The sequence below is a fragment of the Novosphingobium profundi genome (genome assembly GCF_018491765.1).
GTDB lineage: Bacteria > Pseudomonadota > Alphaproteobacteria > Sphingomonadales > Sphingomonadaceae > Novosphingobium > Novosphingobium profundi.
The window spans coordinates 120,773-133,770 of the sequence record NZ_JABWCU010000005.1 but is presented as its reverse complement, the minus strand read 5'-3'; the positions used below and the strand labels follow the sequence as shown (position 1 = coordinate 133,770).

The 12,998-nt window shown below is 68.4% G+C and carries 7 protein-coding genes; 4 read left to right on the top strand and 3 right to left on the bottom strand.

Annotated elements, in window-relative coordinates; all coding sequences use genetic code 11:
• The first annotated feature begins 44 nt into the window (after window positions 1-44).
• The 3 genes from HT136_RS05940 to HT136_RS05930 all read left to right on the top strand — a co-directional run bounded on the left by HT136_RS05940 (window position 45) and on the right by HT136_RS05930 (window position 6,103).
• Window positions 45-3,002: a TonB-dependent receptor gene (locus HT136_RS05940; protein ID WP_214198795.1), complete on the top strand. Its 2,958-nt coding sequence runs from the start codon at window positions 45-47 to the stop codon at window positions 3,000-3,002.
• A 78-nt stretch (window positions 3,003-3,080) separates the two neighbouring features.
• Complete coding sequence (locus HT136_RS05935) at window positions 3,081-4,595, top strand: tryptophan halogenase family protein (RefSeq protein WP_214198652.1); 1,515 nt, start codon at window positions 3,081-3,083, stop codon at window positions 4,593-4,595.
• A complete protein-coding gene (locus tag HT136_RS05930) occupies window positions 4,592-6,103 on the top strand; it encodes a tryptophan halogenase family protein (protein WP_214198651.1) in 1,512 nt (503 codons plus the stop codon). The genes HT136_RS05935 and HT136_RS05930 overlap by 4 nt, the downstream gene beginning before the upstream one ends.
• Before the next feature lie 5 nt (window positions 6,104-6,108).
• On the opposite strand, the gene HT136_RS05925 is transcribed toward HT136_RS05930, so the two are convergent.
• On the bottom strand, window positions 6,109-7,392 hold the full coding sequence (locus tag HT136_RS05925) for a DUF3422 domain-containing protein (RefSeq protein WP_214198650.1): 1,284 nt from the start codon (window positions 7,390-7,392) through the stop codon (window positions 6,109-6,111).
• Between the two features lie 204 nt (window positions 7,393-7,596).
• On the opposite strand from HT136_RS05925, the gene HT136_RS05920 reads away from it, so the two are divergent.
• Complete coding sequence (locus HT136_RS05920) at window positions 7,597-9,822, top strand: O-linked N-acetylglucosamine transferase, SPINDLY family protein (RefSeq protein ID WP_214198649.1); 2,226 nt, start codon at window positions 7,597-7,599, stop codon at window positions 9,820-9,822.
• Between the two features lie 10 nt (window positions 9,823-9,832).
• Here the strand turns inward: HT136_RS05920 and HT136_RS05915 are convergent, their stop codons facing one another.
• Both HT136_RS05915 and HT136_RS05910 read right to left on the bottom strand, forming a co-directional pair.
• Window positions 9,833-11,413, bottom strand: coding sequence for an ABC-F family ATP-binding cassette domain-containing protein (locus tag HT136_RS05915; RefSeq protein ID WP_214198648.1), 1,581 nt, complete (start codon window positions 11,411-11,413; stop codon window positions 9,833-9,835).
• Between the two features lie 130 nt (window positions 11,414-11,543).
• Window positions 11,544-12,929, bottom strand: a complete 1,386-nt coding sequence (locus HT136_RS05910) for a glycosyltransferase (RefSeq protein ID WP_214198647.1) — start codon at window positions 12,927-12,929, stop codon at window positions 11,544-11,546.
• Window positions 12,930-12,998: the final 69 nt, after the last annotated feature.

The window sequence follows — 12,998 nt, the reverse complement described above, 5'->3', positions numbered from 1 at the left end:
CAGCGCAGCGTATTTTGGGACAGGAGGGTACCGAAGTGGCATCGATGATCCGTATTCGTGAGAGTTTCACGGGCTTTAACGCCAGCAAGCTGCTGCGCGCCGGCACCTCGGCGACGGCCCTGGCGATCTGCGCCCTGCCCGCCATCGCGAGCGCGCAGGCCGGCGACGACACCGCCGCCAGCAGCGACACCACCACCGCCGACGAGAACGCGATCATCGTCACCGGCATCCGCGCCTCGCTCGAAGGCTCGATCGACCGCAAGCGCAACGCCGAAGTCGTCGTCGATTCGATCACCGCGCAGGACATCGGCGCCCTGCCCGACCGCTCGGTTTCCGAAGCGCTCCAGCGCGTGCCCGGCGTGACCCTGCAGCGCACCAGCGACGCGCGCGATCCGGCCCGCCTTTCGGGCGAAGGCGGCGGCGTGTTCATCCGCGGCCTCTCCTTCGTGCGCTCCGAACTCAACGGCCGCGACGTGTTCTCGGCCAACAATGGCAACTCGCTCTCGTTCGAGGACATCTCGGCCGACCTGCTCTCGGGCGTCGACGTCTACAAGAACCCCTCGGCCGACATGATCGAGGGCGGCATCGGCGGCACGATCGACTTGCGCACCCGCAAGCCCTTCGACGCGCCTGGCTTCGTCGCCGCGTTTTCGGGCGACATCAACTATGCGGACCTGCGCCAGAAGAGCTTCATGTCGGGCAGCGCGCTCGTCTCGAACCGCTGGGACACGGGCCTGGGCGAAATCGGCGTGCTCGTCTCCTACTCGGTCTCGAACATCGGCAACCGTACCGATTCGATCTCGACCGGCCGCTACGTGCCGACCACGGTGACCGAGGACGACCTCGCCGGCGCGACCAACCCCTCGGTGGCCGTGGGCGACACTGTCTACATCCCCAATTCGATGGGCTACCGCCGCATCGACTGGCAGCAGAAGCGCACCGCTTTCGACGGCTCGCTGCAGTGGCGCCCCTCGAGCACGCTCGAATTCACCGCCGAGGCGCTGATCTCGAAGGCCACCCCGCACGACACCGAGTTCGCGATGGGTGACTGGTCGCAGCCCGAAACCTACAACGACAGCTACACCTATGGCTCGGCTGGCGAACTGATCTCGGGCACCGTCGATGGCCGCAACCTCAACATGGACACGCGCGCCGGCAGCCAGACCAAGAAGACCCAGGACTACTCGTTCAAGGCCAAGTGGGAGCCCGACGACCACTGGACCGTGTCGACCGACCTCCAGTACGTGAAGTCGACCTCGAAGGTCTATTCGATGACCGCCTTCACCGGCGTCGACACCGATGCCACCTTCGACTTCGATTTCGGCGGCGACACGCCCTATCTCAGCATCACGCCGACCGATTCCTCGCAGACCTTCACCGACGCCAGCACCAACTGGTGGGCCGCGGCGATGGACCACCTCGAGGACAACGAGGCTGACGAGTGGGCCTGGCGCGGCGACGTCGAGTACAAGTTCGACGACGACAGCTTCCTCAAGTCGCTCAAGGCTGGCGCGCGCTACACCAACCGCAACGCGATCACGCGCCAGACCACCTACAACTGGAGCCTGCTCTCCGCCCAGTACCCCTCGAGCGCCTGGAACGCGGTCTACCTGAACCAGACCAGCGCCAACATGAGCTCGTTCCAGACCTTCCCCAACTTCTTCCGGGGCGAGGCCAACAATCCCACCTCCGGTCTGTGGTTCCCCGCCGCCTCGCTCGTCACGCAGGGCACGGGCTACGCCTATGACCAGCTGCAGCAGACGATCACCAACGGCTGGGGCTGGTCGCCGCTCGACAGCGACGTCTCGCAGTCGGCCGCCAGCGGCGGCATCAACGACCAGACCCAGGAAACCTGGGCCGGCTACCTGGTCGCGCGCTACGGCATGTGGGAAAGCCCGATCGGCCGCTTCGACGGCAACGTCGGCGTGCGCGTGGTCCACACGAACCTGAGCGCGCTGGGCACCGGCGCCAGCGTCGGCACGATCACCGGCACCTGCACCGCGAGCGACTGCAGCGACTTCGAGGCCGCGCAGGCCTTCATCGCCAGCGGTCTCGCCATGGACGCGACGAGCGGCAAGAACAGCTACACCGACATTCTGCCCAGCTTCAACTTCCGCTACTTCGTGAACGACGACTTCCAGATCCGCTTCGCGGCCTCGAAGTCGATCACGCGACCCAGCTTCACCCAGCTCAACCCCTATACCTCGCTCGGCTTCTCGTTCGACGGTACGGGCACGCCCAACGGTACGGGTGTGGGCGGAACCACCACGGCCTTCACCGGCACGGCGGGCAACCCCAACCTGAAGCCCACCCAGGCGATCAACCTCGACCTCAGCTTCGAGTACTACTACGGGCGTTCGAACAGCCTGACGCTTGGCCTGTTCTACAAGGACATCAAGGACTACATCTTCTCCGGTCTCGTCCAGCAGGACTACACCAGCGTCGATGGCCAGACGATCACCTTCGATGTCACCCAGCAGACCAACGGCTCGCACGGCCAGATCAAGGGCATGGAACTGGCCTATACCCAGTTCTTCGACTTCCTGCCCGGCGCGCTCAGTGGCATCGGCTTTACCGGCAACGTGACTTACGTCGATTCGTCGGGCGGCAAGAACACCGCGGTCAACGTCTTCGACTCGAGCCAGACCACCAACGCCGGCCTCGAACTGCCGCTCGAGGGTCTCTCGAAGTGGTCGTACAACGCGGCCCTGGTTTACGAGAAGTACGGCATTTCGGCACGCGCTGCCTACAACTGGCGCTCGAGCTACCTGCTGACCACCTCGGCGGCGAACATCAACTACCCAGTCTGGGCCGATGCCTATGGCCAGCTCGATGCCTCGATCCTGTTCGACGTGGGCGACCACTTCAAGATCGGCGTGCAGGCGACCAACCTGCTCGATTCGCGCACTTACCTGCGTGTCGGCGATCCGGACCTCAAGCCGCGCTACAGCTGGACCGAGACCGACCGCCGCTTCGCCGTTCTCGTGCGCACGCGCTTCTGATACCACCGGCTCCTCCCAGGCCCCGACCGGCAGCTCCTCCTGCCGGCCGGGGCCGACCCCTAGAGCAGGAATGGGCGCATGACCGGGCCTGAAGGCACTCCGACCCGTTTCGTTATTGCCGGCGGCGGCAGCGCCGGGTGGATCGCCGCAGCCGTCCTCGCCCGCGCCCTTCCCCCGTTCGCAGCCGAGATCACCCTCGTCGAATCCGAGGAAATCGGCATCATCGGCGTGGGTGAGGCGACCGTCCCCCTGATCGGTGAGCTCAACCGCTTCCTCGGCATCCACGAACCCGAGTTCGTCGCCGCCACCAACGGCACTTTCAAGCTCGGCATAGAATTCGTCGACTGGGCCGAAGTGGGCAACCGCCACTTCCACGGCTTCGGCGATTTCGGCGCCGACATCGCAGGGCTTCCCGCGCACCAGTACTGGCTGCGCCTGAACCGCGAACAGGCCCTCCCCCCGCTCGACGAATGGTCGATGCCTCACGCGCTCGCCTCGCGCGACCGCTTCGCCCCGCACGAGGCGCTGAGCGGCGAGGCCGCCCAGTTCCGCCACGCCTTCCACTTCGACGCAGCACTCTACGCCGCCTACTTGCGCCGCCTCGCCGAGGGCCAGGGCGTCACCCGCATCGAGGGCCGCATCGAGGGCGTCGAACGCGACGGTGCGAGTGGGCACGTCACCGCGCTCGCACTTGCCGACGGACGCCGCGTGGCCGGCGACGTGTTCCTCGACTGCACCGGCTTTGCCTCGCGGCTGCTTTCGGGCAGCCTCGGTGTCCCTTTCGAGGACTGGAGCCACTGGCTACCGTGCGACCGCGCCGCCGCCGTGCCATCGGCGCGCGCGGGGCGCTTCACGCCCTTCACCCGCTCGACCGCGAAGGCCGCCGGGTGGCAGTGGCGCATTCCGCTCCAGAGCCGCACCGGCAACGGCCACGTCTACGCCAGCCGCTTCCTCTCCGACGACGAGGCCGTCGCGCAATTGCTGGCCGGTCTCGACGGCGAGCCGCTGGCCGAACCGCGCCTGCTGCGCTTCACCCCGGGACGTCGCGCGCGCTTCTGGGAAGGCAATGTCATTGCAATCGGCCTTGCCGCGGGCTTTCTCGAACCGCTCGAATCGACCGCGATCCAGCTCATCCAGACCGGCGTGAACCGCCTCCTCGACCTGCTGCCCACCGCGCGGCCCGACCCGGCGCTGGCCGCCGAGTACAACCGCCAGACCGCGCTCGAATACGAACGCATCCGCGACTTCATCATCGCCCACTACTGCCGCACCCGCCGCCCCGAGCCGCTCTGGCGCCAGGTTGCGGCGATGGAGCTTCCCGAGACGCTCGCCGCCAAGCTCGGGACCTGGGACGCGAGCGGGCGTGTGCCGCTCTATGACCTGGAATCGCACCAGGAGCCAAGCTGGGTCTCGGTGCTGGTCGGACAGGGCGTGTTGCCCCGCGCGGTCCACCCGCGTGCCTCGCATCCCCCGGCCGACCAGCTCGGCGCGCTGATGGAGCAGCGCCGCGCGTTCCTCGCCCAGGCGGCGCAGCGCATGCCCGACCACGCCCGCTTCATCGCCAGGACCTGCGCCTCCCCGGTGCCCGCATGAGCGCGCCGATCACGCGGGTCGTCATCGCCGGGGGCGGAAGCGCGGGCTGGATGAGCGCGGCCGCACTCGCGCAGACCCTGCGCGGCACGGGCATCGCCATCGACCTCGTCGAATCCGACGAAATCGGCACGGTCGGCGTGGGCGAAGCGACGATCCCGCCGATCCGCCTGTTCAACCAGACGCTGGGCATCGACGAAGCCGAATTCGTCAAGGCGACGCAAGGCACCTTCAAGCTCGGCATCGAGTTCGTCGACTGGGCCGCGCGCGGCACCCGCTACCTCCATCCCTTCGGCCGCCACGGCGACGATTTCGGCACGGTCGCCTTCCACCACCACTGGCTCGCCCAGCGCGCGCTGGGCGACGAGACCCCGCTCGCGCACTACTGCCTCGCGACGCAGGCCGCCCTGCAAGGTCGCTTCGCCCCGCCGCCCGCCGGCGCGACCAAGGCCTCGGTCTGGTCCACCTTCAGCCACGCCTACCATTTCGACGCCGGGCTCTACGCCGCCTTCCTGCGTCGCCGCGCCGAGACACAGGGCGTCACCCGCCACGAAGGCCGGATCGAGCGCGCCGAGCGCGATCCCGAAACCGGGAACTTGCGCGAACTCGTTCTCGCCGACGGGCGCCGCCTCCCCGGCGACCTCTTCGTCGACTGCACCGGCTTTGCCGCGCTCCTGCTCGGCAAGGCGCTTGGGGTCGGGTACGAGGACTGGAGCGCGTGGCTGCCCTGCGACCGCGCGCTCGCGGTGCCGACCGCGCCCGCAGGGCCGCCGCTTCCCTACACGCGCGCGACGGCGCGCAGCGCGGGATGGCAATGGCGCATCCCGCTCCAGCATCGCCTCGGCAACGGCCTCGTCTTCGCGAGCGCCTTCCAGGACGAGGACGCGGCCCGTGCCGAGCTTCTCGACCATCTCGAAGCCGCCCCCACCGCCGAGCCACGCCTGCTGCGCTTCACCACCGGGCGGCGCACGCAGGCCTGGTCGCACAACGTGGTGTCGATCGGCCTGGCCTCGGGCTTTCTCGAACCGCTCGAATCGACCAGCCTGCACCTCGTGCAGACCGGCATCATGCGGCTCGTCTCACTGTTCCCCGGCCGCGACATGGATCCCCATACGCGCGCCGAATACAACCGGGCGGTCGCCGCCGAATGGGACGCGGTGCGCGATTTCCTCGTGCTCCACTACGCCACCACCGCGCGCGACGACACGCCCTTCTGGCGCCATTGCCGGACCATCGCGTTGCCCGACACGCTGGCCGCACGGATCGATCTGTTCCGTTCGAGCGGCCGCGTGATCGAGCGCGATTCGCCCGTCTTCAGCCGCGACAGCTGGCTCTCGGTGCTGCTCGGCCAGGGCATAGAACCGCAGGGCTTCGACCCGCTCGCCCATGCCCTGCCCGCGCCCGAGCGCGCCCGCATCCTGCGCGCGATGCACGCCGTCATCGCCCAGACCGCCGGGACAATGGCGCGCCATGAGGACACTCTTTCCCGGCACTTTCGTGCCGCGGGCTGACCTGGTCAGTCGAAGATGCGCTTCTTCATGCGGTGCAGCCCCAGAGTGACCGTCAGGACCGTCAGCGGCGTGAGCGCGGCCAGTGCGAGCGGCGCGTGGATCGCGGGCTGGATCCGCTCGAGCCCCTCGAGCACATGCGCAATCAGGCTGATCGCGTAGTAGCTGAGCGCCACCACCGAGAGTCCCTCGACCATCTGCTGGAGGCGCAGCTGGCGCGTGCTCGAACGCTCCATCGAGGCGAGCAGGAGCCCGTTCTGGTTCTCGATGCGGGTCTCCACGCGCGTGCGCAGCAGCGAGACCAACCGATCGGTGCGCTGTGCCAGTTGCTCCTGGCGCCGACGATAGGCGGTGCAGGTGCGTATCGCGGGCAGGAAGCGGCGCTGGGTAAAATCGGCAAGTGAGGGATGACCGGGGCAGGCGCGGATGTGGAGGTCGGCGAGGCGTTCCTCGACGATCCGCGCATAGGCCTGTGTCGCACCGAGACGGTAATCGGTCTGCGCGGCGAGACCGATGAGCTCCATCGAGAGACGGGAGACCTCGCGCAGGAGATCGTCGTCGCGCTCCTCGGGCCGGGCCACACGCGCGGTGAGCACGCCAAGTTCGCGCTCGAGTGCATCGAGCCGCGGCCAGCCCTCCTGCGCGATCGGCAGGGCGAGCAGTGCCAGATTGCGGTAGTTGCCCAGTTCCTGCAGGCGCTGCACCGCGCGCGAAAGGTCGCCCCCCGCCATGCCGTTCGCCGCGACCAGGATCTGCCCATAGCCCCCGTCGCGAAAGTGAAAATCGGACCAGACCCGCGCGGCCCGCTCGCCGCCCTGACACGAGACGTAGCAGCTTACCAATGCCAGCGGATCGTAGCCCATTGCCGGAAACAGCGCGCGCGCCGCCGCCTCGTCGGGCACGATCAGCACCCGGATCGCGCGCAGGCTCCGTCCGGGCAGTGCAAGCGCCCAGGCCAGTCCCTCCTGCGCGGCGGGATCGGGTGCGAAGCGACCCTCGGCATCGACCAGAAGCCGGTCGAAAAAGAGCGTCGTCGTGCTGGCCTCGCTCTGGCGCTCCCAGCCGAAGGTGATGCCCGCAGCAAGCGTCCCCTCGCGGTGGCGCGGGTTTTCGCTTCGCCCCGCCAGCCCGCCCGGTGGCAGCGCAGAGACCGCGCGCAATTCCTCCGCCCGCTCCTCCGGATCGAGGACCCGGACGAACTGGACGATGGTGGCGGGCGCGCAGACATGCGGCCAACGCCGCAAGTGCATTTCCCCGACGATGCGCTGGCGCAGCTCGTGTTCGTTGCGCATGTTCCCTCCCCCCCCGGCTTCCATGCGACGGCGCATGGTCCGCCCGTTTTCGGACAGGACGCCGCGCAAGACTACTCGACCAAGGGATGAGCCCCCTCTCATGCCGCGCCGGATCTACGCAGAACCACCATGGCGTTCGGACACCGGGCCTGCACCATGTCCGGATATCCCTCTAAGCCATCCCCGGGGAAGGATACGAGAGACATGGCCGGACTGGAATCGCTGCTGATCAAGGCCAAGGGGGCGGCACGGCGCGGCGATGCCGCCGCCGCGCGGGCGATCTACCACGACGTGCTGCAACGCCATCCCAACAACACCCGCGCGCGCGCCGCGCTCAAGGCGCTCGACGAGCCGACCGGAACCCCCGCGCAGCTCCGCTTCGACGCGCTCGTCGCAGCCTACCGCGACGGCGACATGGCGCGAACGGCGCGCGAAGGTGCCGAACTCGTGCGCCAGTTCCCCCATTCACACGGGGTCCAGAACCTCTACGGCGCGGCGCTCCTGGCGCTGGGCGAGAACCCCCGCGCCGAAGCCGCCTTCCGCGCCGCGATCGCGGCCGACGGCAACGCCCACGCCAGCTACAACAACCTCGCCGTGGCGCTGCGCCGGCAGGGCCGCGACGAGGACGCCGAGGCGATCTACCGCGAGGTGATCGCGCAAGCACCGATGTACGCCGATGCCCGCTACAACCTGGCGAACCTGCTCGAGCAGCACGGGCGCGACGAGGAGGCGGGCTACTACTTCGCGCAGGCCATCGCGATCGATCCCAACTACGTCGATGCTTATTATAACCTCGGCAACCTCAACGCGAAGATGGAGCGACGCGAGGATGCCATCGCCTGCTACGAATGGGCGATCCATTTGCGGCCCGAGCACGACGACGCGATCAACAACATGGGCGGCGAATTGCTCGCCCTCGATCAGGTCGATGCGGCGCTCGTGTGCTTTGAACGCGCGCTCGTCGCCAACCCGCTCAACACGATGGCCCTGGTCAATCGGGGCAAGGCGCTCTCGCTCAAGGGCCGCCACGCCGAAGCGGTCGCGGCGTTCCGCAAGGCCGTGGCGCTGAAACCCACCGATGGTTCGGCCCGGCTTCAGGCACTCTTCGAGGAAGCGCACGTCTGCGACTGGAGCAAGCGCGGCGAATACGCCCTTGTGGCGGGTGCCGAAGTCGGCGCGGTGCAGCCCTTCGCCTCGCTGCCCTTCCGCGACGATCCCGCACACCAGCTCGAGCGCTCGAAAGGCTGCGCGGCGAAGATGTTCGCGCCGCGCCCCGCGACGCTGCCCTCCCCCGAACCCGCGTCCGATGGACGCATCCGCCTCGGCTACTTCTCGGCCGACTTCCACAACCACGCGACGATGTACCTGGTGAGCGGGCTGTTTCGCGAACACGATGCCAGCCGCTTCGATGTCCACCTCTACAGCTACGGCCCGCAGCAGGAGGAGGATGCCTGCCGCGCCCGGCTCAAGACCGAGGTCGTGCACTTCACCGAGATCGGCGCGATGGCCGACGACGACGTGCTGGCCCTGGCCCGTGCCGACAATCTCGACATCGCGATCGACCTCAAGGGCTTCACCCGCGGCACGCGAAGCCGCCTGTTCGGCCAGCGCCTCGCCCCTGTCCAGGTCAGCTACATGGGCTATCCCGGCACGCTGGGTCACCCTTCGATCGACTACTTCATCGCCGACGCGCACGCGCTTCCCCCGGGCGGGGAGGCCCATTTCACCGAGAAGATCGTGCGTCTTGCCGGTAGCTACCAGGCCAACGACAACACCCGCGCAATCGTGCCCGACACCCTGGGACGCGCGGGATGGAACCTGCCCGAGACGGGCTTCGTCTTCGCCAGCTTCAACCACACCTACAAGATATCGCCCGCCGAATGGGACATCTGGATGCGCCTGCTGCGCGGGATCGAGGGTTCGGTGCTCTGGCTGCTGCGCTCCAACCCCTGGGCCGAAGCCAACCTCAAGGCCGAGGCGCAGGCGCGCGGGGTCGATCCCGCACGGCTCGTCTTCGCGCCCTCGGTGCCGCATGCCGAGCACCTCGGACGCCTCGCGCTCGCCGACCTGTTCCTCGATACCTTCGCCGTCAACGCGCATACCACCGCCAGTGACGCGCTCTGGGCCGGCCTGCCGGTCCTGACGTTGACCGGCCGCCAGTTCGCCGCGCGCGTCGCGACCAGCCTCCTCCACGCCGCAGACCTCCCCGAGCTCGCCTGCGCGAGCGCGGCCGACTACGAAGCGAGCGCGCTGGCCCTCGCCCGCAAGCCCGAGCGCCTGCAGGAGCTGCGCGCGCGTCTCGCGGCCCGGCGCCTGCATTGCCCGCTGTTTGACACCGCCGCCTACGTCGCCCGCTTCGAACGCGCGCTCGAGGCAATGCACGCGCGCCACCTCGCGGGCGAGGCGCCCGACCATTTCGAGGTCGACTAGGGCAGCCCGCTCACGCTCCCGTGAGCGCGATCTCGTGTTCGATGCCGATGGCTTTCAGGAAGCGGCGATCGTGGCTCACCACCAGGAGCGCGCCGTCATAGGCGACGAGCGCCTCCTCGAGCCGTTCGATCGCCTCGATATCGAGGTGATTGGTCGGTTCGTCGAGGACGAGCAGCCAGGGCACCTCGTCACCGCCGAGGGTAGAGGCCAGCCCCGCGCGCAGGCGCTCCCCGCCCGAAAGGCTGCCCACGCGCTGCAAGGCCGCGCGGTTGCGAAAGCCCAGGCGCGCCAGCGCGCTGCGCGCCGCTTCCTCTTCCACTTGCGGATGGAGCCGCCGGTAATTGACCAGAACGTCCACCGCCGGATCGAGGTGCCCGAGATGCTGGTCGAAGCGGGCGATACGCCCCTCGGCCCGCAGCACCGTGCCGCGCGTCGGCTCCAGCGCGCCGCAGGCCAGCGCCAGCAAGGTGCTCTTGCCCGCTCCGTTCGGCCCGGTGACGGCAAGGCGTTGCGGCCCCTTCAGGGTCAGCGACCAGGGCCCGAAACGCCGTCCACCGCGCTTGAATTCGACCTCGTCCAGAGCCAGCACGGTCGAGCCCGTCGCCAGCCCCGAAGGCGGCAGGTCGAGCCGAACAGGCACGGTGACCTCGACCTGCTCACGCGCCCGTTCGAGCCGCGCCTGCGCCTCGTGTGTCTGCCGCTCGGCAATCCGGCCGAGGCGTCCGGTGCTGTTCTCGGCGCGCTCGGCCTGGCGTCCCAGCAGGATCTTCGGCTCCGACCCCCGCGCCGCGAACGCCCGTCCCGCCCGGTCACGCCCCTGCTTGGCTTCCTTGTGCGCCTGCACGGCGCGGCGCACCGTGCGCCAGGTCTCCTCGCTGCGGACCAGTTCGCGCTCCACCGCCGCGCGCTGCGCGGTGCGTTCGGCCTCGAACGCGGACCAGCCGCCGGTGACGGTGCGAATGCCCACCGGAGACAATTCGACCACGCGATCGACGCCCTCGAGCAGCGCGCGATCGTGGCTCGCCACCAGCACTCCACCGGGCCAGCGCGCCATCAGTTCGCCGATCAATGCGCGTCCCTCGGCGTCGAGATTGTTGGTCGGCTCATCGAGCAGCAACAGGTCGGGCCGCTCCAGATGAAGCCGCGCCAACCCCAGCCGGGTGCGCTCGCCGCCCGAGAGCGAGGCGACCTCGCGCGCAAGATCGATCCCGGCAAGACCGACCGTACGCAACGCCTCGCCCAGACGTTCCTCGAGCGTCCAGTCGGCGGCCTCGAAATCCTCGGGGCACCCCTCGCCCGCGACGATCCGCTCGAGCCGGGCAAGCGGCTGCACGAGGCAGAGCACGTCGGCCAGCGACCGCGCCGGGTCCCAGTCCTGTTCGAGCAGCCCGAACGTGCCCTGGCGCACCACGCTTCCCTCGGCCGGCGGTGCCCCGCTTGCGAGAAGATGCAACAATGACGACTTGCCGCACCCGTTACGGCCCACCAGCCCGATACGCTCGCGCGCGATCGACAGGGAAAGATCGGAAAAGAGGAAACGGCCGTCCTGCGTTCGCAGCGACACGCTCTCCAGCGTGAGAAAGGATGACATGGGACACTCGTAAATCGACGACAACAGACAAGGGTTTGGCTGAGGTGTCAGATGTTCACGGCGCCCAGGCTCCTTCGACGATCAGGTGCGCGGCTTCTACCGCATCACCCGGCCAGCGGCAAGATCGCGCTCAGGCGGCCTTGGCTTCCTCGCGCCGGCTGAGCAGCGCGAGCAGCGAGATTCCGTTGAAGAACCATAGCCGCTGCAGGTCGAGCCCGCTGTATTTGCGCAAGGTATTGGCGAAAGTATAGGGCGTGTACCAGACGTTGTGATCGGGGTGCACGCCCTCGAGGAACATGCCGGTCTCGGCCTGGTAGTCGAAGTGCCGCGCCCGGCACTGGAAGGCATCGGGCACCGAAATCAGGTACATCGCGGCATCCACGCTTTCGAGCTGGGCGAGGAAGCCGGCAACGTCGGGCACGTGCTCCATGACCTCGGGCGCCAACACGACGTCGTAGCGCCCTTCAACCTCACCGAAATCGGTGAACAGCTCCCCCTTCACGTAAGGGCGCAGCTGATCGAGCGCCTCGCCGTGCGGATCCAGCCCATCGAGCTTGGCGCAGTGCGGCTCCAGCCGCACGTGAAGCGAAGTTGCCGGATCGGTGATCGGCCAGTCCGCACAGCCGACATGAAGGACGCGCTGCCCCTTGAGCAGGCTGGCGAAGACCTCCAGACGCGGCAGCCGTGCCAGTTCGCTGCCCACCGGCACGCGCTGGAGGAAATAGGGCGCGTGGATTTTCTCGAGCGGCGAAGCCGGAGCCGACGCCGTCTCCTGCCGGGTGGCCTCCACCGGCTGGTCCACCACTTCACCGGCCGCACCCGCGGCTGGAACGTGGGTCGAAACCGGAGCCTCTTGCAGCCGCTCCGCCGCCAAGGTGGCGACATCGGTCTGGTGCAGGTCGTCGTAACGCCGCCCGGTCGTACCCCACAGCTGGTGTGCGTAGACCGGGTCGTTTCCCTGATAGGTCACCCCGGTAAAATGGCGCGGGATGAAGTAGTGGCTGGGGTAGATCCGCAAGGGAGTGTAGCCGAAATCACGGTAGCACTGGGTCAGCCGCAAGGGCCCCACCGTCTTCCAGGCCATGTCCCCCACCACCGTCGTCTCGGCGGCGATCGCCTCGATGATGCCCTTCACGAAGGGATTGCCCTGCTGGCAGCCGAAATAGCCCGCCGCGATCAGGCCGGGCCGGGCAATCTCGCTTTCCCAGCAGGCGAAGGCCGGGCAATCGAGCAATTCATCGTCGAGCGGGCGCGTGCAGACCGAATCGGCATCGAACACCACGCCGCCATGCGCATGGAGAATTTCCCAGCGCAGCATGTCGGCGACGCCGTTCCACTCGCGCCTGCGCATCGCGTCGATGTGGCGCTGGTTGATCCAGCCGCCCGCCTCCAGCTCGGCATTGCCCCAGAGACGAAACGCCCAGTCGGGATGCGCCTCGCGCCAGGTCGCGATGCAGTTGTCCGGCCGGCGGCTTTCATCGCCAACCCAGATGAAATGGAACGATTTCGGTATCATGCCGCGCGCCTCCCCCGGGCTGACGGCCCGTGCCGCCACATGCGAAACGCTAGAGCGACACGGTCAACA

What these genes read in the sequence shown, in the direction of transcription:
- HT136_RS05940 (WP_214198795.1), top strand. Translation starts at nt 45, where the DNA reads ATGATCCGTATTCGTGAGAGTTTCACGGGCTTTAACGCCAGCAAGCTG.
- HT136_RS05925 (WP_214198650.1), bottom strand. Translation starts at nt 7,392, where the DNA reads ATGCGCAACGAACACGAGCTGCGCCAGCGCATCGTCGGGGAAATGCAC.
- HT136_RS05930 (WP_214198651.1), top strand. Translation starts at nt 4,592, where the DNA reads ATGAGCGCGCCGATCACGCGGGTCGTCATCGCCGGGGGCGGAAGCGCG.
- HT136_RS05915 (WP_214198648.1), bottom strand. Translation starts at nt 11,413, where the DNA reads ATGTCATCCTTTCTCACGCTGGAGAGCGTGTCGCTGCGAACGCAGGAC.
- HT136_RS05935 (WP_214198652.1), top strand. Translation starts at nt 3,081, where the DNA reads ATGACCGGGCCTGAAGGCACTCCGACCCGTTTCGTTATTGCCGGCGGC.
- HT136_RS05920 (WP_214198649.1), top strand. Translation starts at nt 7,597, where the DNA reads ATGGCCGGACTGGAATCGCTGCTGATCAAGGCCAAGGGGGCGGCACGG.
- HT136_RS05910 (WP_214198647.1), bottom strand. Translation starts at nt 12,929, where the DNA reads ATGATACCGAAATCGTTCCATTTCATCTGGGTTGGCGATGAAAGCCGC.